Source organism: Rhodophyticola porphyridii (genome assembly GCF_003688285.1).
GTDB lineage: Bacteria > Pseudomonadota > Alphaproteobacteria > Rhodobacterales > Rhodobacteraceae > Rhodophyticola > Rhodophyticola porphyridii.
Genome location: NZ_RCNT01000001.1, coordinates 360,241 through 382,855 on the forward strand (window position 1 = coordinate 360,241; position 22,615 = coordinate 382,855).

At 64.1% G+C, this 22,615-nt stretch carries 23 protein-coding genes; 14 read left to right on the forward strand and 9 right to left on the reverse strand.

Features of this window, described 5'->3' with window-relative positions:
• Window positions 1-60: 60 nt before the first annotated feature.
• Window positions 61-1,026, reverse strand: coding sequence for a 4-hydroxybenzoate octaprenyltransferase (ubiA, locus tag D9R08_RS01815; protein WP_233557164.1), 966 nt, complete (start codon window positions 1,024-1,026; stop codon window positions 61-63).
• 12 nt (window positions 1,027-1,038) lie between these two features.
• On the opposite strand from ubiA, the gene D9R08_RS01820 reads away from it, so the two are divergent.
• Genes D9R08_RS01820 through D9R08_RS01840 form a run of 5 tightly spaced genes read left to right on the forward strand, consistent with a single transcriptional unit; the run spans window position 1,039 to window position 5,395 of the window.
• The gene (locus tag D9R08_RS01820) at window positions 1,039-1,770 is read left to right on the forward strand and encodes a 16S rRNA (uracil(1498)-N(3))-methyltransferase (RefSeq protein WP_121896804.1); all 732 of its coding nucleotides are present in this window, start codon (window positions 1,039-1,041) and stop codon (window positions 1,768-1,770) included.
• Window positions 1,767-2,603, forward strand: coding sequence for a GNAT family N-acetyltransferase (locus D9R08_RS01825; protein WP_121896281.1), 837 nt, complete (start codon window positions 1,767-1,769; stop codon window positions 2,601-2,603). The genes D9R08_RS01820 and D9R08_RS01825 overlap by 4 nt, the downstream gene beginning before the upstream one ends.
• A gap of 54 nt (window positions 2,604-2,657) precedes the next feature.
• Window positions 2,658-3,449, forward strand: coding sequence for a hypothetical protein (locus D9R08_RS01830; protein WP_121896282.1), 792 nt, complete (start codon window positions 2,658-2,660; stop codon window positions 3,447-3,449).
• Window positions 3,446-3,964: a hypothetical protein gene (locus D9R08_RS01835; protein ID WP_121896283.1), complete on the forward strand. Its 519-nt coding sequence runs from the start codon at window positions 3,446-3,448 to the stop codon at window positions 3,962-3,964. The genes D9R08_RS01830 and D9R08_RS01835 overlap by 4 nt, the downstream gene beginning before the upstream one ends.
• A gap of 60 nt (window positions 3,965-4,024) precedes the next feature.
• Window positions 4,025-5,395: a glutamate--cysteine ligase gene (locus D9R08_RS01840; RefSeq protein WP_121896284.1), complete on the forward strand. Its 1,371-nt coding sequence runs from the start codon at window positions 4,025-4,027 to the stop codon at window positions 5,393-5,395.
• On the opposite strand, the gene D9R08_RS01845 is transcribed toward D9R08_RS01840, so the two are convergent.
• From D9R08_RS01845 to D9R08_RS01870, 6 genes are read right to left on the reverse strand one after another with little or no spacing between them, the layout of a single operon-like run.
• Complete coding sequence (locus D9R08_RS01845) at window positions 5,392-5,778, reverse strand: DUF805 domain-containing protein (RefSeq protein WP_121896285.1); 387 nt, start codon at window positions 5,776-5,778, stop codon at window positions 5,392-5,394. The two genes, D9R08_RS01840 and D9R08_RS01845, sit on opposite strands and share 4 nt — an antisense overlap.
• A gap of 55 nt (window positions 5,779-5,833) precedes the next feature.
• Entirely contained in the window at window positions 5,834-6,436 is a 603-nt protein-coding gene (gene plsY, locus D9R08_RS01850; protein WP_199709238.1) for a glycerol-3-phosphate 1-O-acyltransferase PlsY, read from the reverse strand.
• Window positions 6,436-7,710: a dihydroorotase gene (gene pyrC / locus D9R08_RS01855; RefSeq protein ID WP_121896287.1), complete on the reverse strand. Its 1,275-nt coding sequence runs from the start codon at window positions 7,708-7,710 to the stop codon at window positions 6,436-6,438. The genes plsY and pyrC overlap by 1 nt, the downstream gene beginning before the upstream one ends.
• On the reverse strand, window positions 7,707-8,174 hold the full coding sequence (locus D9R08_RS01860) for a hypothetical protein (protein WP_121896288.1): 468 nt from the start codon (window positions 8,172-8,174) through the stop codon (window positions 7,707-7,709). Before D9R08_RS01860 ends, pyrC begins: the two co-directional genes overlap by 4 nt.
• Window positions 8,171-8,689 (reverse strand): hypothetical protein, encoded by a 519-nt coding sequence (locus tag D9R08_RS01865; protein ID WP_121896289.1) that lies wholly within the window; start codon window positions 8,687-8,689, stop codon window positions 8,171-8,173. The genes D9R08_RS01860 and D9R08_RS01865 overlap by 4 nt, the downstream gene beginning before the upstream one ends.
• Entirely contained in the window at window positions 8,686-9,642 is a 957-nt protein-coding gene (locus tag D9R08_RS01870) for an aspartate carbamoyltransferase catalytic subunit (protein WP_121896290.1), read from the reverse strand. Before D9R08_RS01870 ends, D9R08_RS01865 begins: the two co-directional genes overlap by 4 nt.
• A 204-nt stretch (window positions 9,643-9,846) precedes the next feature.
• Here D9R08_RS01870 and D9R08_RS01875 point away from each other — a divergent pair, with 204 nt between their 5' ends.
• The 5 genes from D9R08_RS01875 (at window position 9,847) to D9R08_RS01895 (ending at window position 16,757) form a co-directional block, all read left to right on the forward strand.
• Window positions 9,847-10,665: a uracil-DNA glycosylase gene (locus D9R08_RS01875; RefSeq protein ID WP_121896291.1), complete on the forward strand. Its 819-nt coding sequence runs from the start codon at window positions 9,847-9,849 to the stop codon at window positions 10,663-10,665.
• The gene (locus D9R08_RS01880) at window positions 10,662-11,258 is read left to right on the forward strand and encodes a metallophosphoesterase family protein (protein ID WP_121896292.1); all 597 of its coding nucleotides are present in this window, start codon (window positions 10,662-10,664) and stop codon (window positions 11,256-11,258) included. Before D9R08_RS01875 ends, D9R08_RS01880 begins: the two co-directional genes overlap by 4 nt.
• On the forward strand, window positions 11,255-11,797 hold the full coding sequence (moaB, locus tag D9R08_RS01885; RefSeq protein ID WP_121896293.1) for a molybdenum cofactor biosynthesis protein B: 543 nt from the start codon (window positions 11,255-11,257) through the stop codon (window positions 11,795-11,797). The genes D9R08_RS01880 and moaB overlap by 4 nt, the downstream gene beginning before the upstream one ends.
• A gap of 96 nt (window positions 11,798-11,893) precedes the next feature.
• Window positions 11,894-13,357, forward strand: coding sequence for an efflux RND transporter periplasmic adaptor subunit (locus tag D9R08_RS01890; protein WP_121896294.1), 1,464 nt, complete (start codon window positions 11,894-11,896; stop codon window positions 13,355-13,357).
• A 4-nt stretch (window positions 13,358-13,361) separates the two neighbouring features.
• Window positions 13,362-16,757 carry an efflux RND transporter permease subunit gene (locus tag D9R08_RS01895; protein WP_121896295.1) on the forward strand — a complete coding sequence of 1,132 codons (3,396 nt, stop codon included), beginning with the start codon at window positions 13,362-13,364 and terminating at the stop codon, window positions 16,755-16,757.
• Here D9R08_RS01895 and D9R08_RS01900 read toward each other — a convergent pair whose 3' ends face one another.
• A complete protein-coding gene (locus D9R08_RS01900; RefSeq protein ID WP_121896296.1) occupies window positions 16,758-17,582 on the reverse strand; it encodes a protein-disulfide reductase DsbD domain-containing protein in 825 nt (274 codons plus the stop codon). It abuts the gene before it with no gap.
• Between the two features lie 114 nt (window positions 17,583-17,696).
• Between D9R08_RS01900 and D9R08_RS01905 the strand changes: the two genes are divergently transcribed.
• The gene (locus tag D9R08_RS01905) at window positions 17,697-18,287 is read left to right on the forward strand and encodes a YqgE/AlgH family protein (protein WP_121896297.1); all 591 of its coding nucleotides are present in this window, start codon (window positions 17,697-17,699) and stop codon (window positions 18,285-18,287) included.
• On the opposite strand, the gene D9R08_RS01910 is transcribed toward D9R08_RS01905, so the two are convergent.
• Window positions 18,284-19,243 (reverse strand): L-threonylcarbamoyladenylate synthase, encoded by a 960-nt coding sequence (locus D9R08_RS01910; protein WP_121896298.1) that lies wholly within the window; start codon window positions 19,241-19,243, stop codon window positions 18,284-18,286. The two genes, D9R08_RS01905 and D9R08_RS01910, sit on opposite strands and share 4 nt — an antisense overlap.
• Window positions 19,244-19,370: 127 nt before the next feature.
• On the opposite strand from D9R08_RS01910, the gene D9R08_RS01915 reads away from it, so the two are divergent.
• The 3 genes from D9R08_RS01915 to D9R08_RS01925 are packed head-to-tail and all read left to right on the forward strand — an operon-like array spanning window position 19,371 to window position 22,548.
• Window positions 19,371-21,068, forward strand: coding sequence for an acyl-CoA dehydrogenase (locus tag D9R08_RS01915; RefSeq protein ID WP_121896299.1), 1,698 nt, complete (start codon window positions 19,371-19,373; stop codon window positions 21,066-21,068).
• Window positions 21,068-22,090 carry an MBL fold metallo-hydrolase gene (locus D9R08_RS01920; RefSeq protein ID WP_233557237.1) on the forward strand — a complete coding sequence of 341 codons (1,023 nt, stop codon included), beginning with the start codon at window positions 21,068-21,070 and terminating at the stop codon, window positions 22,088-22,090. The genes D9R08_RS01915 and D9R08_RS01920 overlap by 1 nt, the downstream gene beginning before the upstream one ends.
• Window positions 22,090-22,548, forward strand: a complete 459-nt coding sequence (locus D9R08_RS01925; protein ID WP_121896300.1) for a DUF6173 family protein — start codon at window positions 22,090-22,092, stop codon at window positions 22,546-22,548. Before D9R08_RS01920 ends, D9R08_RS01925 begins: the two co-directional genes overlap by 1 nt.
• Window positions 22,549-22,615: the final 67 nt, after the last annotated feature.

The following is a 22,615-nucleotide window of genomic DNA, read 5'->3' on the forward strand; positions in this document are numbered from 1 at the left end:
AGGTCCGACTTTGCCCAAGGGAGTGGCCTTGGCCTTAACGCCTTGGCGAAGGGCGTTCAATCAAAGCAATGCCGACAAGGCGAAAAACAGCGCAACAAGCAGTCCGGGGTCCCTGTTGCTACGGAACAGGTGCATGCAGGTCTCCGGCTCGTCGATCTGAAGTCGGCTCAGTTGCCACGCCATGTGCCAGCCAAAAGCCCAGGCCCCGGCCAATGCAAGTGTCAGCGCCAGAAAGTTGCCGCCCGGGATCAGCGCCAGAATGATCGCAACCGCCATCAGGATAACCGACGCCACCATGAAACCGCGCAGCCACGCCTTGCTGTTCTCGCCGAACAGACGAGCGGTTGATTTCACCCCGATCAGCGCGTCGTCTTCGCTGTCCTGATGGGCATAGATCGTGTCGTAGAACAGGGTCCAGGCGATACCCGCCAGATAAAGCGCTACTGCTGGCCAGGCCAGGCTGCCGGAATGCGCCGTCCAGGCCAGAAGCGCTCCCCAGTTGAAGGCGAGGCCCAGAAAGACCTGCGGCCACCATGTGAAACGCTTGGCGAAGGGATAGATCGCCACCGGCAGAAGCGAGAGAAGCCCGAGCAATATGGCATTCAGATTGAAGGTCAACAGAATCCCGAGGGCGAGCAGCGATTGGACCACCAGCCAGACAAGGGCCTGTCTGACACTTACCTGACCCGACGGGATCGGGCGCAACCTCGTGCGTGCCACGGCGGCATCGAACTCCCTGTCGGAAATGTCGTTCCAGGTGCACCCGGCCCCCCGCATAAGGAATGCGCCGATCGCACATCCGACGATGATCCACAGATCGAACAGGCGCAGGCCGTCCGGATCAGCCGAGGCTGCCAGCAATACGCCCCACCAGCAGGGTAGCAGCAGCAACCATGTGCCGATGGGCCGGTCCGCCCGGCTGAGCCTGAGATAGGGCCGCGCCGCGGCGGGCGCATACGTATCGACCCAGTTGCCACGAACGGCATCGGCCACTTGCCCCTCTGGCGTTTCCCCGGTCCCGGCCATAGGTTTTGCTCCATGTCGACGCATGCGAAAATCAGGCTTTATGTAGAGCACCCTTTGGGGGCAGGGCAAACGGTCCCACTGTCGCGGGACCAGGCGCATTATCTCTTCGGGGTGATGCGGCAGGTCGTCGGCGGCGCGGTTCTGCTGTTCAATGGGGAACATGGCGAGTGGCGTGCAGAGATCGTGGAGGCGGGTAAACGCGGCGGCGTTCTGTCTTGTATCGAGCAGACGGCGCCGCTGCGGCTGCCGCCGGATCTCTGGCTGCTTTTCGCGCCGATCAAGAAGGCGCGCACCGATTTCATCGTCGAAAAAGCGGCTGAACTGGGGGCGGCCCGCATCTGCCCGGTGCAGACTGACTTTACCAATGCCGAGCGTATCCGTCAGGACAGGCTGCAAGCCCATGCCATCGAGGCGGCGGAGCAATGCGGCGGGACATATGTGCCCCACGTGGCTGCGATGCAGCGTCTGGAAAAGACACTGTCGGATTGGCCCGCGAACCGCAGGCTGATCTTTGCCGACGAGGCGCTTGTTGGTGCGAGAGCCGTGCTTGAAGCTGCTCCGCGATCCGACAAATGGGCCATCCTGATCGGCCCCGAAGGTGGGTTCAGCCCCACCGAGCGTAACCGTCTGCACGATTTGCCATTCGTCACTCCGATCAGCCTTGGCCCGCGCATTCTGCGGGCGGACACGGCTGCGGTGGCGGCTCTGACGCTGTTTCAGGCCACGCGGGGGGATTGGGAATGACGCCTGCCCAACCCGCGGACCGGGACGCTATTGTCGAGTTTCTGAGCCGTCATGTCCTGAACTCCATGTTCCCGCTGTCCAACCTGATGAGACACGGGATGGAAACTGGGCACCCCCATGCCACGCGGTTCTGGATGATCAGGCGGGCGGGGCGGATTACCGACGTGATTGGTCTGACCGGGAGCGGTATGGTTCTGCCGCAATGCCCAAGCGAACCCTGGCAGGCTGCACGCCGTACCCTGAGAGGCACGCGCGTGACAGGAATTGTGGGGCCTGCTGATCAGGTTCGCCCGCTCAGCGAAGCACTCGGTTTATCTCGCCACAAGATGTTGATCAGCGCGGACGAACCGCAATACGTGCTTGATCTTGAGCGCCTTGTGATACCGTCCGGTCCCGGATGGCTGATCCCGGCCGGGAAGGCGCAACTTCCGGTTCTGCTGGACTGGCGCGCGGCATATCAGATGGAGACCCTTGGGCACGGCGCGGAAGCCGCGAAGGCCGATGCCGCCTCCACCGTTTCGGGCTGGATTGATGAGCGATCGCACATGATCCTGACCGACGGGAAAGACCTGCTGGCGCTGACCGGGATCAACGCATCGGCGATGTCGGTCGTGCAGGTCGGCGGAGTTTATACGCCGCCCGCCCTTCGGCGGCGTGGGCATGCCAGGCGGGCCGTAGCCCTGCACCTGGCCCAACTGCGCGATGCCGGCCGGGCGGATCGGGCAACCCTCTTCGCCGCCAGCGAGGCCGCGGCACGGGCCTATATGGCGATCGGATTCCATCACATCGGGACCTTCACGATCAGCTTGCTTGAGGAGCCGGCGCATGTCTGATCATCCCTGTCTGAAGCCGCGCGGGCGATGCGGGGCTTGCGCCGGTGATCCGACATGACCGCGCCGCGCCTGCATGTCATACCCGCGATCGGCTGCCACAAGGCCCTTGTGCTCAGACGCGGGCCGACCGATCAGGTCGCCAGCCTGATATGGGACAGGCGCAACGGTGTGGTGACACTTGGCCAATGGCTGAAGGGTGGGATCTATGAATACCGGAGCGATCTGTCGCCGGATGCGCGGCATATGATCGTCTTTGCGGGCAACGGAGCGCGCTGGTGGACCGCGATTTCGAGGGCCCCCTGGCTGACCGCGCTCAGCGTCCGGGTGCAAGCCGATGCCTGGCACGGTGGTGGTGCGTTCACGCCGGAGGGGCGGATATGGCTAAATGGGGCCGAGCCGTTGTCCGACCCGCCGGACGGGCTGCGCGCGGCGCAGGTCGATGCCTATCCCCACGCCACAGACGGCTTGCACATGGGTGGGCTTTACCTTGCGATGATGGGCGCGCGCGGCTGGACGCATGCAAACGGCGACGCATATCATGCCGAACTGGTCAAACCCCTTGCGAATGGTTGGCAGGTGACCCTGCACTTTGAAATCGGGCAGAAAAACCGTGCGCTGATCAGCAATCGCTATGCTCTGGTGCGAAGTGACGGGGTGAGGATGCCACAACCGGACTGGGAGTGGGCCGAGCCCTGGGATGGCGGCCTGCAACTGGCGCGTGACGGTGCGCTCTGGTTTGCGAAGCCGGGGAAAGACGGGCTGGAAGAGGTTGCGCGGATATATGATTTCAAGGGCATGAGATTCGATGCGCGCCCCGCACCCTATGCCGGGGTCAACCGATCATGAGCGGGTTTCTTCGCCCCGAGGTCCGGCGCATGCTTTATCGCTGGCGCGAGGTGCTGGCCGCAGTCACGCTGGCGGCACTCGGCCTTTGGATCGCGCTGGATCACGGGCGGATCGTTCCGGGATTCGGTTGGGTTCTTGTGGCGCTTGCCGTGCCTCTGGGCGCCATCGCGCTGCGCCGGGCACGATTTGCCGGTTCCGGGGACGGTCCGGGCGTGGTCGGCCTGATCGAGGGGAAAGTCACCTATATGGGTCCTTACTACGGGGGGGCGGTTTCACTGGATGATCTGACGGCCTTGTCGCTGCGGCGGGGCGCGGACGGCAAATCCTTCTGGGTCATGGCCGAGGTGGAGCAGGTTCTGGTGATCCCCACCGATGCCCATGGTGCGGACGTGCTTTACGATGCGTTCACGCGCCTCGACGGGCTCTCCACCTCCCATCTTCTGGCAAGCCTGCGCGGGACCGGGCCCGGAACCGTCACGCTCTGGCGCCGCGACACTCTCCCGGCCTTGACTTGACCCCGCGCGCGGGCCAGTCCTTGCCCCCACGATCAGCCAACAATCCCGGAGCCAATTTCCATGTCCATCCCCCAATCCGGCGGCGGCCCGATCGAACGGCATGAGCAACTGGCAGAGTATCTTGCCGAGGGGTGCAAACCGAAAGACGCCTGGCGCATCGGTACGGAGCACGAGAAATTCGGATACTGCCAAGACACTCTGAAACCGCTGCCATATGAGGGGGAGCGATCGATCCGGGCCGTTCTGGAGGGGCTGCGCGACCGGTTCGGCTGGTCGCCCGTGACCGAGGGCGGCCACATTATCGGGCTGGAAAAGGACGGCGCGAACGTATCTCTGGAACCCGGGGGCGCGCTTGAGTTGTCAGGCGCGCCGCTGGAGACGATCCACCAGACCTGTGATGAGGTGAACGACCATCTGCGGGAGGTCAAATCGGTCGCCGATGAAATCGGCGTCGGCTTCATCGGTCTGGGGGCGGCCCCGATCTGGACCCATGATCAGATGCCGCTGATGCCCAAGGGGCGCTACAAGCTGATGGATGCCTATATGCAGCGCGTCGGCACCATGGGCACAACAATGATGCGGCGGACCTGTACGGTTCAGGTGAACCTCGATTTCGGGTCCGAGGCGGACATGGTGCAGAAGTTCCGCGTCGCCCTGGCCTTGCAGCCCGTGGCAACCGCACTTTTTGCCAATTCCCCGTTCTTCGAGGGCAAGATCAACGGTCACAAAAGCTGGCGTAGCCGGGTGTGGCGGGACCTGGACGCGGATCGGACCGGCATGCTGCCCTTCGTGTTCGAAGATGGCTTCGGGTTCGAGGCCTATGCGGACTATGCGCTCGATGTGCCGATGTATTTCGTCTATCGCAATGGCGTCTATGTGGATGCCTTGGGGCAGAGCTTCCGCGATTTTCTGAAAGGTGAGTTGCCGGCGCTGCCCGGCGAAAAACCCACCCTGAGCGACTGGGCGGATCACCTCACCACGATTTTCCCCGAGGCCCGGCTGAAGAAATTCATCGAGATGCGGGGCGCCGATGGTGGGCCCTGGCGTCGGCTTTGCGCGCTTCCGGCCTTCTGGGTCGGGCTTACCTACGATCAGGGCGCGCTGGATGCAGCCTGGGATTTGGTGAAGGGCTGGGACGCGGAGACGCGGGAAGCGCTGCGCATTGCGGCCTCTGTCGAGGGGCTTCAGGCCCAGGTCGCAGGGATCAGCATGCACGACCTGGCGCGCGAGGTCGTGCAGATCGCCGAGGCGGGTCTTGCCGCCCGCGCGATGCCGGGCGCGGGCGGGCTGATCCCGAACGAGACCCATTTCCTGAATGCGCTGAAGGAGAGCGTTGACAACGGGCAGGTGCCAGCGGACGAGCTTCTGGAGCGGTATAACGGGGATTGGGGCGGGAACTTGACCCGCATCTACAAGGAATACAGCTACTAGCCGTCAGCGATCGGATTGGGCCCGTATTCGTTTCTGCCGTCCTGACTTGGCTGGATGTACCAGAAGATCAGGATCAACCCGCCGATCAGCGGGATAAACGCAAGAAGCAACCACCAGGCCGACCGGCCGGTATCATGAAGCCGTCTTGCGCCGACTGCGATAAACGGCAGCAGCACCGCCAATGAATAGATGACCCCGAGTACGCTGTTGGTTAGGCCGGTTGTCATCGAAGCACCGAAGATCGTGCGGTCGATGATGTTCAGGATGGCGCTGACACCGATATTGAACAGAAAGAACCACCAGAATTCCGATCGTCGGGCGCGGCCCGAAAAGGTGGCGTATTTGTCCAGAAGAACGGTACGGACGGCTGTCTGAAAATCCATAATAAACCTCGTGAACAAGGCCTCAGCTTAATAGGGCAGGCCTATCAAAACAAGGTCATTTGCCTATTCTGGGTTCGCTGCCGTCTCGAATGCGTTCGATGTTCTTCTGATGCCTGACAAAGATAAGTGCGGCCAGAGCGACGGTGACCAGATTGGCCTGTGGCATGCCAAGAATCGTCATCCAGACCGGGGCAAGAAAAGCCGCGACCAGCGCCGACAGCGACGAAATCCGGCTTATCGCGGCGGTGGCGGCCCATGTCAGGCAAGCGGCGATGCCCGCAGGCCAGAAGAGCGCAAGAAGCGTGCCAAGAAAGGTGGCCACGCCCTTGCCGCCCTTGAACCCGAGGAAAACCGGAAAGCAATGGCCCATGAAGGCCGCGAAGCCCGCCACCTGGGCCGCATCCTCGGCAAAAAGCCATCTGGCAAGCAGCACGGCGATGCCGCCTTTGCCCGCATCGAGGATGAGCGTCAGGAACGCCGCCGGTTTGTTGCCGGTGCGAAGCACGTTGGTGGCCCCGATATTGCCCGAACCGATCCGCCGGATATCGCCCAGCCCGAAAAGCCGCGCCATGACCAGTCCAAATGGAACCGATCCCAGAACATAAGCCGCCAGACCGACAAGACCTAGAACCGCCATCGGGGTCTGGAATTCCGGGATCATGACGCCCCCCTGCGGTAGACGATATCGCCGCCGACCAGTGTCGTCTCGACCCGGCCTTGCATCCGCTGCCCGTCAAACGGGGTATTTTTCGATTTCGACCGAAGCCTGGCCCGGTCAAGCACGAAAGGCACATCCGGATCGAACAGGACCAGATCGGCGGGGGCGCCAACTCTGAGCCGTCCGCCCGGCAGGCCTAACCGGCGCGCGGGATTGAGAGCCATGGCGCGAAACAGAACAGGCAGCGTCAGCTGCTCCGCGTGGTAAAGCCGCAGCGCGGCTGGCAGGAGCGTTTCAAGTCCGACGGCCCCGCTTGCTGCGGCCTCGAACGGCAGGCGTTTGCTTTCCTCGTCCTGGGGTGTGTGCATGGAGCAGATCACATCGATCAGCCCATCCCGTACCGCGTCGATCATGGCGATCCGGTCCGTTTCGGCACGAAGCGGCGGCTTGATCTTGAAAAAAGTCCGGTAATCGGCCACATCCAGCTCATTCAGGGTCAGATGGTGGATCGAAACGCCCGCGGTTACATCCAGGCCCTCTGCCTTTGCGCGTGCAAGGGCGGGCAGGGCGCTGGCGGTACTGATCTGGTCGGCGTGGTAGCGTGCGCCCGTCATCTGCACCAGCGCGAGATCCCGTTCCAGACCCATCTTCTCGGCCGTGGGCGAGACCGCCGGTAGCCCGCGCAGCGATGCGAACTTGCCCGAGGTGACGGCCGCCCCCTCGCTCAGCCCGGGATCCTGGGGATGGGCCACGATCAGCGCGCCGACCGAGCGCGCATACCTCATGCAGCGGCTGAAGACCTTGGTGTCGGCGACGACGTGATCGCCATCGGTGAAGGCGACGGCGCCGGCATCCAGCAGGAAACCGATCTCGGTCATCTCGCGGCCCGCCCGGGCCTTGGTCAGCGCGGCCATCGGGAGGAAGCGGACCGCCGCGGCCTCTTGTCCCCGCCGGCGCACAAAATCGAGCACTTCGGGCGTGTCGATCGGCGTTGTCGTGTCGGGCCGGGTAACGATTGTCGTCACCCCGCCAGCTGCGGCCGCGGCGCCCGCCGTGCGAAAGCTTTCCTTGTGGCGTTCGCCGGGCTCACCCACCTTGACACCCAGATCGACGATACCGGGGGCCAGACACAGCCCGCCACAATCCACGCCGCCCGCCCGGTCGCCATCGCCGATCTCTGCGATCACTCCGTTTTCGATGCGCAGCCAGCCAAGAGTCTCGGTCTGGGCTTCGGGATCGATCAGCCTGGCGTTGCGGTAAAGCGCGTTGGTCATGAGGAAGGCCCGGTTGCGCCGCCGCGCGCACGGTCGATATCGGTAATCACAGCGGCGGGGTCGGCCTGATACTTCAGCAGATGTTTGTCGCCGCCCTCGGTCACGACCTGTACCGCGCCGAGCAGGCTGCGGGTCACGGCGATACTTTCCAGCGGGATGCTGCGTGTTCCGGGGCCAAGCAGGCGCCGATTGGTCAGATCCCACCGCGCCTTGACCTCGTCGCTGGCAAGATAGAACGCACGTACAGCGATGGCGGCAAGCCCGCCGATGGCTCCGGTCCAGATATGCGCGTTTCCAAGAGCGGCCAGGATCGCCATCCCGAGCGCCATGGCAATCGCCGCCATCCAGGCATGGGCCCGCCAATAAGTCGCCGTATCCCCGGTGAAATGCGCAATCACATGTTCCCCATCGGCCAGTTCGGAGGTTGGCGTCATCGGCGTATGCGTCTGTGACGTGTCGCTCATCTCAAAACCCACCAGATCAGCAAGGCCAGTGCCGCGGCCAGCAGCAAGCCCAGAAGAACCGTACCAGTGGAACCGGCACGGCCGGTCTCGGCGGGCGTGGCCCGGGCGGGCGGTTTGCGCGCAAGGCTGGCCGCTGGCAGCTCCGCGGCATGATCGGCCCGCGCCATGGGCAATGAGGCGATCAGCGTGGCCTTGGCGCCCGGCTTTGGTGTCCGATCCACGGCAGAGGACGGGACGAGTAGGACAGAGCCTTGCAGCGCATCCATTCGCGCGGCGGCTTCGGCCATCGCGTCCTCCTCCAGCTCAAATGCTGCCTCGGCGTAACTGCTGAGCGGCATGCCCGCGAGATCCTCAATCGGAAACATCTCTATCAGATCGGTATCGAGATCTGCGACACCGATCCACTCGGCGAGCGGCGGCAGATCGGGGCGCGCACCCTGCTGCCGGGTCAGATGGGTATGCCGCGTGTCGACAGGCATGTTCAGCGCGAGGATGTGAAGCGTTGTGACGGTCACGCCATCACCCCCTGTGGGGTCCGGCAGGCGCGCAGGTTCCGGGCCAGAAGATCCATCACCGCCATGCGCACGGCGACCCCCATTTCAACCTGTTCCTGAATAACGCTTCGGTTAATGTCGTCGGCGATGGTGCCGTCGATCTCCACTCCCCTGTTCATCGGACCGGGGTGCATTACGATGGCGTCGGGCTTGGCGGCAGCCAGCTTCTCGGCATCGAGCCCGAAGCGATGGTAATACTCGCGTTCCGACGGGATGAATGCGCCGTCCATCCGTTCTTTCTGAAGCCGCAGCATCATGACCACATCGCAACCTTCAAGCCCTTCGGCCATGTTGTCGTAAACCTCCACGCCCCACTCCGCCACGCCCGCCGGCATCAGGGTCGGCGGCCCGATCAGCCGGATCCGGTTTTCCATCTTTCCAAGCAGCAGGATGTTCGATCGTGCCACCCGCGAATGGGCGATATCGCCGCAAATTGCGATGTTGAGGCGATGAAGACGCCCCTTCGCACGGCGGATCGTCAACGCATCCAGCAAGGCCTGCGTCGGGTGTTCATGCCGTCCGTCGCCTGCATTCAGGACGGCACAATTCACTTTTTCGGCCAAGAGGTTGACCGCACCTGAATGCGGGTGCCGGACAACCAGCAGGTCCGGATGCATCGCGTTCAGGGTCAGGGCGGTGTCGATCAGCGTTTCGCCCTTTTTCAGGGAGCTTGCCGCCATCGCCATGTTCATCACATCCGCTCCGAGGCGCTTGCCCGCGATCTCGAAACTGGCCTGGGTCCTGGTGGAGGCCTCGAAGAACATGTTGATCTGGGTGAGGCCGGTGAGCGCGTCGCCATGTTTCTGGGTGCCGCGTTCCATTTCGGCATAGCGGTCCGCAAGATCGAGAATTGTGGTGATCTCCTCCGACCGCAGAGGCTCGATTCCAAGCAGATGCTTCTGGCGAAAACTCATCGGACCCTCGCAGCTTCGGCCGGTTATAGGCATCCGGACCGCGTGCTGGCAAGGCTCCGGACATCCGCAGATGGTGGCGTATTCCGGCGCTGTCGGAAAAGGCGGACCGGACCGCGTGGCGGGGCGCTGCGGCCCGGGGCCGCAATGTCGAATGTAGTCGCGATGGCCATTTACCTTGGTCTCAGGCGGGCCTAGCTTGGATCCATGGATCAGTCACTGGATTTTCATACCGCCAAGGCTCTTCTGGAATGGCAGGTGGAGCTTGGTGCCGATGAAGCGATTGGCGATGTTCCGATCGACCGCTACGAACTTGAAGACACGGCTCCGAAGCCTGCGCCGAACGCCGATCCGGGGTCTGGTGCCGTCGGAGCGCCGCCGCATGCGGCAAGCCCCCGAGCCAGACCTGAACCCGGGCCGGCTGATGCGGTGGCCGATGCTGAGCGGATGGCGGCGGCCGCGGCTGATCTGGGCGCGCTTCGCGATGCCATGGCGGAGTTTTCCCATTGCGACCTGAAAAAAGGCGCGCGAAGCCTCGTCTTTGCCGATGGTGACCCCTCGGCGCGTGTGATGATCATCGGCGAGGCCCCGGGCCGGGACGAGGATGTTCAGGGAAAACCTTTCGTGGGCCGGGCCGGACAGTTGCTGGATCGGATGTTCGCCGCGATCGAGATGGGCCGGGCACGCGAAGATGACGGTGCGCTCTACATCACCAACACTCTGCCGTGGCGCCCGCCGCAGAACCGCGACCCGAGCCCGGACGAAATGGCGATGATGCTGCCTTTCGTGAAGCGGCACGTGGCGCTGGCCGATCCCGATATCCTGATCCTGATGGGCAATGTGTCCTGTCAGGGGATACTGGGCCGCAAAGGGATAACGCGGATGCGCGGGCAATGGACCGATGCCTTGGGCAAGCCGGTCCTGCCGATGTTCCATCCCGCCTATCTGCTCAGAAATCCGATCATGAAACGGGAAGCCTGGGCCGATCTGCTGAGCCTCAGGGCGCGGTTGGAGGGGGAGGCATGAAGATCCTGGCCTTCTCGGACCTGCATCTGAACACTGCCGCGCGCGATGCGATCCTCGCAGCCGCGCAGGAGGCCGATGTCATCATCGGCGCCGGAGATTTCGCGCAGCGCCGGGAGGGGCTCGAGAGTTTCATGACGGGGCTGTCCGCCATCGACGGCAAGGCGATCTACGTCGCCGGCAACAACGAAACGGTGGCCGAACTGAAGGCGGTAACCGGGGCGCCCGTGCTCCACGGCGATGCGGTCGACCGCGACGACATCACTTTTGCCGGCATCGGCTGCGCGGTTCCGCCTTTGCCGCCTCTGCCATGGGGATCGGCCGATCTGACCGAGGATCAGGCCCGCGCTCTGTTCGATCGGATCTCCCATGCGGATGTGCTGATCTCGCACTCGCCGCCGAAAGGTGTGGCCGACACGCACAGCAAGGGCGGACAGATCGGATCGGTTGCAGTGAGAGAGGCGGCGGAGCGTCTCCAGCCCCGGCTTCTTCTGTGCGGGCACGTCCATGATTGCTGGGGCGTCTCCGGAATGATCGGCGCGACGCGAGTGCACAACCTTGGGCCCTCGCCGACTTGGTTCGAGGTGCATGCATGAGCAGGATTGACGAAAGCAAGGAGTTTGTTCCGGTCAGGATCGCCGTTCTTGCCGTATCGGACACGCGCGGGCTGGCCGAGGACAAATCGGGGGACGTTCTGGTGGCGCGCCTGACCGACGCGGGCCACCATCTGGCCGCGCGCCATATCCTCCGGGACGAGCGGGACCAGATTGCGAACCAGTTGCGGGTCTGGTGCAACGATCCCGAGATCGACGTGGTCATCACCACGGGCGGCACCGGACTGACGGGCCGCGACGTGACGGTCGAGGCGCATCGCGACGTCTATGAAAAGGAGATCGAGGCGTTCGGAACGGTCTTCACCATCGTGTCGATGCAGAAAATCGGCACCTCGGCGGTGCAGTCGCGGGCCACGGGCGGCGTTGCGAACGGCACCTATCTGTTCGCGCTGCCCGGCAGCAGTGGGGCCTGCAAGGATGCCTGGGACGAAATCCTGCGCTGGCAGCTTGATTACCGCCACCGCCCCTGCAATTTCGTGGAGATCCTGCCGCGTCTGGATGAACACAAGCGACGGAAATGACCCGAATCCACGTGAAAGCCCCTATAAGGCCATAGACTTGGACTGTTTCAGCCCGAACACTACCTTTCTGTGTAACGGCACCTGATAGGCACCTTAATGCGATTTTTCCGACGCTCCCTGGTGGGCCTGTTTCTCATCTCGCTGACCGTGGGTCTTCTGGCTCTGGCCGGCAACGCCATCTATTCCGGGCTACAATCGCGTTGGGCGGAGGAAAGCCGGCCGGGCGACATGCGCGAGCGGGTGTTTACAGCCGAGGTCGGTGTCATGGCGCCGCAGACGATCACCCCGGTTCTGACGGCCTTCGGAGAGGTGCGGAGCCGGCGCACGCTGGAATTGCGCGCGCCCGCCGAAGGTTTGGTGATCGAGCTGGCAGACGGGTTTGAAGATGGCGGTGCGGTCGAGGCCGGTCAGGTGCTGCTCCGGATCGACCCTGCGGAGGCGCAATCCACGCGGGATACCGCCGCGGCCGATCTGAGGGAGGCGGAGGCGGAGTTGCGCGATGCCACCCGCGCGCTGGATCTGGCGCGCGAAGATGTCGCCGCCGCGCAGGCCCAGGCCGATCTGCGCCTGCGCGCGCTTACCCGGCAGCAGAATCTGGCGCAGCGCGGGGTCGGCAGCGCCTCTGCGGTGGAAACCGCGGAACTGGCTGCCGCAACGGCGACACAGGCCGTGTTGTCCCGCAGGCAGGCTCTTGCCCTCGCGGAAGCGCGCGTGGATCAGGCGGCCACCGCGATCGACCGGCGCCGTATCACCTTGGCCCAGGCCGACCGGGGTCTTGCCGAAACCGAACTGACCGCCGGGTTCTCCGGTGTGCTGGCAGAGGTGAACGTGGTGGCCGGGCGTCTCGTCAACCGGAACGAACAGATCGCCCGGCTGATCGACCCCGATGCGCTGGAGGTCGCGTTCCGTGTGTCGACCACGCAGTATTCGCGCCTGCTCGATGACGACGGGCGTCTGCCGCGTCTCGATGTGACCGTGGTGCTGGATGTGTTCGGGCTGGACATCACCGCGCCGGCCGTTCTCACACGCGAAAGCGGCGCTGTGGAGGAGGGGCAGTCGGGCCGGCTGCTGTTTGCGCAATTGCAGGAGGTGCGCGGATTCCGCGCGGGCGATTTCGTCACGGTGCAACTGGAAGAGGCCCCGTTGAGCGGTGTCGTCCTGCTGCCATCGACGGCGGTCGATGGCGATGGCCGCATCCTCGTGCTGGGGGAGGAGAACCGGCTTGAGGAAGCCGAGGTGACCGTGCTGCGCCGACAGGGCGACGATGTGATCGTCCGTGCGCCCGATCTTCATGGCCGCGAGGTCGTTCAGGCGCGCACCCCGGTGCTTGGGGCGGGCATTCGCATCAACCCCCTGCGCCCGGCGGACGCGGAGGAACAGGCCGGCGCAACGCCCGAAACGCTTGCGCTTGACCCCGAGCGCCGCGCCCGGCTGATCGCTTTTGTCGAAGGCAACAGCTTCATCCCCGCGGATGTGAAAGAGCGGATGCTGCTTCAGCTCAATCAGGACGAAGTTCCGGCCCGCATGGTTGCGCGGATCGAAGCCCGGATGGGGAGCTAGGGCGGTGCGGCGACTTCCCGGGCGCGCGGGCGGAATCCTGTCCTATTTCACGCGTCACCGGACAGCCGCGAACCTGCTGCTGGTCACGCTGATCGTGCTTGGTCTGGCGGCGTTTCCGAACATGCGCGCGCAGTTCTTTCCCGATGTGGTGGTCGACGAGGTCACCGTGACCGTCAACTGGGACGGGGCGGGAGCCGAGGATGTGGATGAGGCGATCATCGCGGTGATCGAGCCGCGCCTGCTGGTGGTCGAAGGGGTGACGCAATCCAGCTCGACCGCGCGCGAGGGGCGCGCCTCGATCGAGCTGGAGTTCGAGCCCGGCTGGGACATGGGGCGTGCCGCCGATGACGTGCAGGCGGCGGTCGATGCGATCTCCGATCTGCCCGAGGATGCCGAGGATCCGTCCGTAAGGCGGGGCGCGTGGCGTGACAGGGTCACCGATGTGGTAATCACCGGGCCCGTCGGTGTGGAGCAGATCGGGCGTTTTGCCGATGAATTCGTGGCGCGCCTTTTCGCCGAGGGGGTCACGCGGGCGACGATCCGTGGGGTGGCCGCGCCCGAAACCGTGGTGGAAGTGCCCTCTGCATCGTTGATCCGGCACGATATCTCCATGGCGGAGATCGCCGATGCAATTGCGGCGGAAGCCGAAACCGCCCCGGCAGGAGACGTGGACAGCGCCAATGCGCGGGTGCGCACCGGCACCGCGCGACGCAGCGCCGACGAGATCGCGGGCATCGTTCTGCGCACCAACGCGGATGGATCGACCCTGACCATCGGCGAAATCGCCGCGATCACCACCGAAGGGGTGGACAGGGAACGGGCCTATTTTGTGGGCGAGAACCCGGCCATTTCGATCCGGGTCGACCGGACGGATCAGGGTGACGCCATCGGTATCCAGGAGATCGTGCAGTCGGTGGCCGACGAGATGCAGCTGACGCTTCCCGAAGGCGTCACCATCGATCTGATCCGCACCCGGGCCGAATCGATCTCCGCCCGTCTGAACATCCTGCTGGATAACGGGTTGGTGGGGCTCGGTCTCGTCGTCCTGCTCTTGTTCCTGTTTCTCAACGCACGCACCGCGTTCTGGGTGGCCGCTGGCATCCCCGTGGCGATGCTGGCCGCGATTGCCTTGATGTATGTGGCGGGGCTGACATTGAACATGATCTCGCTCTTTGCGCTGATCATCACGCTCGGGATCGTGGTGGACGACGCGATCGTCGTGGGGGAGCATGCGGATTTCCGGGCCCGAAACCTCGGGGAGTCACCGGTGGTTGCAGCGGAGAATGCGGCGAAGCGGATGGCCGCGCCTGTGTTTTCCGCGACCATCACGACCATTCTCGCCTTTGCCGGGCTGGTGGCCATCGGCGGCCGGTTTGGGGAGTTGATCGCGGATATTCCGTTCACTGTGATCGTCGTTCTGGCGGCCAGTCTTGTTGAATGCTTCCTGATTCTGCCCAATCACATGGCCCATGCATTGGCGCATTCCGCCAAGGAACACTGGTATGACTGGCCGTCGAGGCAGGTGAACCGCGGTTTCGAATGGGTCCGCGATACGCTTTTCCGCCCGGCGATGCGGCTGGTGATCAAGGCGCGCTATCCGGTGCTGGCCGGTGTGATTCTGGTGCTTGCGACGCAGGTGGCGGTATTCGTTCGCGGCGATGTCACGTGGCGGTTTTTCAACGCGCCGGAGTTGTCCAGCGTGTCGGGCAACTTCGCGATGCTGGATGGGGCCACCCGGGAGGACAGTTTCGCGATGATGCGCGAGATGCAGCGCGCAGCCGATGCGGTCGCCGCCCGATACGAGGCGGAGCATGGCACCAACCCGCTGCTTTACGTGCTGGCAGAGGTCGGCGGCACCACCGGGCGCGGCCTGACCGTGGCCGACAACAAGGATGCGGATCTTCTGGGCTCCATCGCGATCGAGCTGATCGATGCCGATTTGCGCTCCTATTCCTCGTTCCAGTTTGTGGCCGATCTGCAAGACGAGGTGCGCCAGTTGCCCCTGACCGAGGCGGTTTCGTTCCGCGGCTGGCGTGGCGGGCCGGGCGGCGATGCGCTGGACGTTCAGTTATTCGGGGCCGACACGGATGTGCTGAAGGCCGCGGCCGAGGCGGTGAAGACGGGCCTGATCGGGTTTCCCGAGGTTTCGGCACTGGAGGACAGTCTTGCCTATGACCGGGAGGAGTTGAGCCTGGAACTGACACCCCAGGGTCAGGCATTGGGGTTTGACATCGGCACGCTCGGGCGGGTGTTGCGCAACCGGCTTGGCGGGATCGAGGCGGCGAGTTTTCCGGTCGGCATCCGCACCGGTTCGATCCGTGTGGAACTGCCCGAAGGGGAACTGACCGCCGATTTTCTGGACCGGACGCTGTTGCGGGCGGAAAGCGGCGAGTATGTGCCTCTGGCCGATATCGTAAGTGTCAGTTCCCGCACCGGATTTTCGACCATCACCCGTGAAAACGGCCTTCGCGTCGTCTCGGTGACAGGCGATCTTTCCGAAGACGATCCCGCCCGGGCAGAGGCCATCATGGACGAACTGCGCGATGTGATCCTGCCCCAGGTGGAGGCCGACTACGGCGTGGCGTGGGTGCTCTCGGGCCTGGCCGAGCAGGAGCGCGATTTCCTGAGCGACGCGGCGGTGGGTTTCGCGCTTTGCCTGATCGGCATCTATCTGGTGCTGGCCTGGATCTTTGCGAGCTGGACACGGCCTGTCGTGGTGATGGCGATCATTCCCTTCGGCCTGATCGGAACGATCTACGGTCATGCAGCATGGGATGTGCCGCTCAGCATGTTCACCGTCGTGGGCCTGATCGGGATGACCGGCATCATAATCAACGATTCCATCGTTTTGGTGACCACGATCGACGAGTATGCCGAAGACAGGGGACTGATCCCTGCAATAGTTGATGGCGCGACGGACCGCCTGCGGCCTGTCCTTCTGACCACACTCACCACAGTGCTTGGCCTTGCCCCGCTGCTGTTCGAAAGCTCTCAGCAGGCGCAATTCCTGAAACCCACGGTGATCACTCTGGTCTATGGGCTGGGGTTCGGGCTTGTGGTGGTCCTGCTTGTCGTTCCAGCAATTCTTGCGATGCAGCAGGATGTGGGCAAGCAGGTTCGCGCGCTCCGCCGGTCGTTGGGCGGATTTACCAGGGCTCCGGGGCTTGGTGCGGTTATCGTGGCCCTGAGCCTGGCCGTGGCTGCCTGGTTTGCCGCGACAATGGGCGCGGTGATGATGACCGGAGAGGTCGCGGATCCCGTGGCCGCCCTGGTCCCGCTTGGAGAGAGTCCGTCTCTGGGCGCGCTGATAGTCTTCGTAACCGGAACGGCGGCCCTATGCGTGGTTGCGTGGATCGCCGCGGCGATCACTCACGGCCTCTCGACCCGCAGGCAGGCGTGATCAGCCGGTACAGCCCAACAGTTCCACCGCCATGCGTGTGCCCAGAACGGTAATCCGCAAATCGGATCGGTTCATGGCAAACGGGCCTGCATCGGCCGGTACCACATCGGCGGTTGCGGTGACCGTATCGCCGTCCCGTTGCATCGAAGCACCGGAAATCCAGATGCCCGGATCGGGCAGTTCGAACACGACGGTTTCGTCATTGCCCACGGGCGGCACGCGCATCTGCGCCTCGACCCTCAGCCCATCAGAAATCGGTGTGATCCGGCAGGTTGCGGCGCCCGCGCCCGCCTCGGCACGGGTCAGGGGACGGTCCGACAAAGCCGCCGCGATCAGTGCATCACGACTGCCCTGAGGCGGCAATAACCCTTCAAGATCAAGCGTTACAGGCATGCACACATCTTCGCAGACACCCAGATCGATCCGGCCGTCAATCTCGATGGCGCCACTATCTGACACCGAAAACTCGATCGGCAGGATCACATCGTCGCGATAGCCGATACTGCGGATGCCATTGGCGAAAAACACCTCGGGTCGGGGCCAGTGGATCCGCATTCCGGTGACGCCCTCGGCCCGATCCAGCCGGACCCGGGGCGGAATGCCGCCTTCGCCTGGCGCGCGCCAATAGGTCTTCCAGCCAGGCGCGAGCGTGATCTGGATCGCGGCCATATGGCGGCCGTTTTCGATCCGCCAGCCCTCCATCAGGCGCACCTGCACCACATCATCGGCCGACCGGCCCAAAAACTGGGCCTGTACGGCATTGCCGAGCGGCAAAAGAGTGAGGGCGGTGGCGAGAAGCGCACGGAGGATCGGTCGATTTTTCATATCATGCACCTAGGGGCTGAACTCTGAAATGGAAAATCACGTTTCGGCGAAACCTCGCTGTCATGCGGCAGAACCGGCCTTGAACGAAAACGCCATCGGTCACATGGTTGGCGGATGACCCCTGAAACGGTGCCCAGTGATCTGACCGGTCAACTTCTTATCGCAATGCCCGGCATGGGCGATCCGCGCTTTCACGGCAGCGTGGTTTTTCTGTGCGCACATTCGGAAACCGGAACAATGGGCCTTATCGTCAACAAGGCAATCACCGAGCTGACCTTTGCGGAGATGCTGGAGCAGCTCGAGATCCCGGTGGACGCGGCGCCCGATCTGCCCGTCTGCTTCGGCGGGCCGCTCGAAACGGGCCGTGGGTTCGTTCTGCATTCCGCGGAATATGCGCCGCGCACCCGCGATGCCGCCGAGGATGGCACGCTGCGCGTGGATAACCGGTTTGCAATGACCGCGACGCTGGATGTGCTGCGCGATCTGGCCGACGGCCATGGGCCGAAACAGGCGCTCCTGGCGCTTGGGTATGCCGGTTGGGGCCCCGGACAGTTGGAAAGCGAGATCCTGCGAAACGGATGGCTGACCTGCGCGGCCTCTCCCACATTGGTCTTCGGCCGGCGAATGGACGGGAAGTGGGAGGCCGCGCTGGACAGTATGGGGATCGATCCGCTGATGCTGTCCTCCGAGGCGGGGCACGCCTAGGGCGCGGCTGCGCGGCGAAGCCGGTCGTTTATGGCCCGGCCAAGCCCGGTCTCCGGCACGGGGGCGACGTGGATGGCCGATTTCTGTCCCGCGCAGGCCATTGCATCGGCGAGGTGCAGGACATGAAAGAGCGCGGCTGCCGCCTCAACCAGATCGCCGGAGTGAGACAGATACAGATCCCCGCCATCGGCCTTGGTGAACCCGACGCGCACCGCCGACGCGTCATCCAGCGCGCTGTTGAGCGTCACCGGGACCGAGGGCGCATAATGGCGGCTCAACTGGCCGGGCGCCTCGATCCGGCCCGGCGTGGTGTCGACAATCAGCGGCCCTGTCAGCGGCTCGATGGCTTCGCGGGGCAGGCCGCCTTCACGCAGCAAGCGCGTGCCTGCCTCCGACGGGGCGAGAATGGTGGACTCCACCCCCACCGCGCAGGGCCCGGCGTCGAGAACGGCGGCCACGCGGTCGCCAAGCCCCTCGGCAACATGGGCCGCCGTTGTCGGGCTGATCCGGCCGGAGGGATTGGCCGACGGTGCGGCGACCGGCCCGCCAAACGCCTGCAAAACGGCGCGCGCGGTCGGATGTGCAGGCAGGCGGATGGCAACACTATCCATCCCGGCTGTCACTAGTGGCGACAGGCCGTGGCCGGGCTTCAGCGGCAGAACCAGTGTCAGCGCGCCGGGCCAGAAGGCCTGGGCGAGATCGCGGGCAACGGGCGACAACTCGGCGATCTGCGAGACCTGCGAAATGCTGACCAGATGCACGATCAGCGGGTTGAAACGGGGCCGGCCCTTGGCCTCGAATATCATCGCGCAGGCGGCATCGTTTCGCGCGTCCGCGGCCAGCCCGTAGACGGTTTCGGTGGGTAGTGCGACCAGCGCACCGCGTTTCAGGAGCGCGGCGGCGCGGGTGACCCCATCGTTTTCTTCTACAAGAAATTCAGGCTGGCGTTCAGGCATCCGTGACGTAACGTATCGGTTGAAGGAAGCGGTGCCGGTTTCCTAGCTACCGCAAGAGCAAGGCCGTCGGGACATAGCGTGAAGCGCCCTTCGGTGCAATGCGCCGCCCGCAGTTGGAGGATCTGATATGCCATATCGCGCCCCGGTATCCGAGTTCGCGTTTCTGATGGACCATGTGGTCGGCATGGACCGTGTCGCCGCAACCGAGAAATTCGCTGAGGCGACGCCGGATACCGTGCAGGCCGTTCTGACCGAAGCCGGCAAGATGGCGGAGGAGGTTCTGGCCCCCCTGAACAGGACCGGCGACCTGCAGCCTGCCCGGCTTGAAAACGGCGTGGTGCGCACATCCCCGGGTTTCGCCGGTGGCTACCGCGCAATTGCCGAAGGCGGCTATGTGGCGATTTCCGCGGACCCGGAATATGGCGGGCTTGGTCTGCCCATGTCGGTGACCACGGCGGTCAACGAGATGATCGCCTCGGCCTGTTTGTCGTTGCAGCTCAACCCGTTGATGACGCAAGGCCAGATCGAGGCGCTGGAGAACCACGCCTCCGACGAGATCAAGGAGCTCTATTTGCCCAAGCTTGTCTCGGGCGAATGGTGCGGAACGATGAACCTGACTGAGCCGCAGGCCGGATCGGACGTGGGCGCGCTCCGCAGCCGGGCCGAGCCCAAGGGGGACGGGACCTACGCGGTGAGCGGGCAGAAGATCTACATCTCCTGGGGCGACAACGACTTCACCGAGAATGTGGTTCATCTGGTACTGGCGCGCCTGCCGGATGGCGGGCCGGGCACCAAGGGGATCAGCCTGTTTCTGGTGCCCCGCAACCTCCCCAACGCAGACGGATCTGCCGGCGTCGGCAACAGTCTGAAGGTCGTGAGCCTTGAGCATAAACTGGGCCTTCACGGCTCTCCCACGGCGGTGATGCAATATGATGGCGCGACCGGCTGGCTGGTGGGCGAACCCCATGAGGGAATGGCGGCAATGTTCACGATGATGAACAACGCGCGGCTCGGGGTGGGCGTGCAGGGCGTGGGTATCGCCGAAGCCGCCTATCAGCATGCGCTGAATTACGCACTGGAACGCAAGCAGGGCCGGGTGCCGACCGACGAGGGTTTTGGCACCATTCTGGACCATGCGGATGTGCGGCGCATGTTGACCGGCATGAAGGCCGAGGTGTTCGCGGCGCGCGCGCTGACACTCGATCTGGCGGTGTCGATCGACCTTGCCCATGCCACAGGCGATGCAGACATGACCGCCCGCGCGGCGTTTCTGACACCGATCTGCAAGGCCTATGGCACCGATACCGGCATTGCGGTTGCCGATATGGGCATTCAGGTTCACGGCGGCATGGGCTTCGTGGAAGAGACCGGTGCCGCGCAATATCTGCGCGATGTGCGGGTGACCGCAATCTACGAGGGCACCAACGGCATTCAGGCCATGGACCTCGTGGGACGCAAGATGATGGATGGGGGCTCTGCCGCCAAAGCATTGCTGGCGGAGATCGCGGCAACCGCGTCGGCCAGCGATATCGGCGGCCCGCTGACCGACGCGGTGGCGGCGCTCGGCGAGGCAACCGATATGCTGACGGGTATGGAGATGAATGACCGCTTCGCCGGATCCGTGCCCTATCTGCGGGCTTTCGCGCTGGCGCTTGGCGGGCATTACCACCTGAAGGCCGCCATGGCCGAGTCGGGCGGCGTTCGGGCCAAACTGGCCGAGAGCTTCCTTTTGCGGCAGCTGCCCGAACTACACAGCCTGCTGGCGCAGGTGCGGCTTGGCGCAGAAGACCTCTATGCGCTGCGCGACGATGATTTCGCCGCGTGATCCGATATCCCTTCGACAGCCCGCCTGAAACCGGCACGGCGACAGAGATCGCCGATGGTATTCTCTGGATCCGGCTGCCGCTTCCCATGGCGCTGGATCATGTCAACATCTATGCGCTGCGCGATATGGCGGGCTGGACGCTGGTCGATACCGGATTCGACAGCCGCAAGGCGCGGGGGATCTGGGCCGATCTTCTGGCGGGTCCACTTGGTGGCGACCCCGTAACGCGCGTTATCGCCACTCATCATCACCCCGATCATATCGGCCTGGCCGGCTGGTTCGTGGAAAACGGGGCGGCACTGCTCACGACCCGCACTGCGTGGCTGATGGCCCGGATGCTGGTTCTGGACGAACAGGAGCGCCCGACCGCGGAAACCCTTGGGTTCTGGCGCAGCGCCGGGATGGAGCCCGGGCTACTGGCGCAACGGGCGCAGGAACGTCCGTTCAACTTTGCCGACATGGTGCATGCCCTGCCGCTTGGCTATACCCGGATCGCCGAGGGCGACGTGATCACGGCGGGCGGGCGCGACTGGCATGTTCGGATAGGTCACGGCCATGCGCCCGAGCACGCGACGCTCTGGTCAGACGGGGACGACCTCGTGTTGGGTGGGGATCAGTTGCTGCCATCGATCTCTCCCAATCTGGGGGTTTACGCGACCGAACCCAATGCCGACCCGGTGCGTGAGTGGCTGGAGAGTTGCAGCGCCTTTCAACCGCACGCGACCGAGGATCAGTTGATATTGCCCGGCCACAAACTGCCCTATTGCGGCTTGCCTGACCGGCTTCGGCAAATGATCGAAAATCATCATGGCGCGCTGGATCGTCTGCGTGGCCACCTGAGTGTTCCGCGCACGGCGGCGGAGTGTTTCGCGCCGCTGTTCAAGCGGAAGATCGACGCCGGAACCTATGGTCTGGCTCTGGTCGAATCGCTGGCGCATCTCAACCATCTGCTTGCCCTTGAGGAGATCACCCGGGAAAAGCGGGGTGACGGCGCGTGGGTCTGGCAAATGAAAGGTAAGTGATGGACGATGAAATCATGACATCCGCGGAGGTGATGGAAGGTTCGGCGCTGCCCGATGCGGGCGCAGTTCATTGCGACCCGAATGCCCCCAGATCAGCCGAACAGATACCTTTGCCCGTGGCGGTGACACAGAAACCCGTGGATCAGAAATCCGCTGCCGAATGGGCCTACGAGCGGATTATCCTCTACATCAAGAGCTTCGAGGAGCAGCTGGATGCCGAGCATGAAGCCGCGATGGGCTTTGCGGGCAGCGATGCGGGCCTGCTCCGAATCGAAGGGATGGGCGTTTTCTCGCCCGATATCGTGACCTTCTACGGGACCGACACGGCCGGGCTCAAGACGCAGCTTATCCAGCATGTCAGCCAGTTGAACGTGACTTTGCGTGCCCTTCCCAAGGCGACCGATGCCCCGGCGCAGCGCATCGGGTTCCGGCTTGTGGCGGATCTCGAAGAAACGTGACACCTGCGGCGCTTTGGGGCCCGTGACAGCCAGTGTGAAATCGGGTATCGCGAAAACAACGAATTTG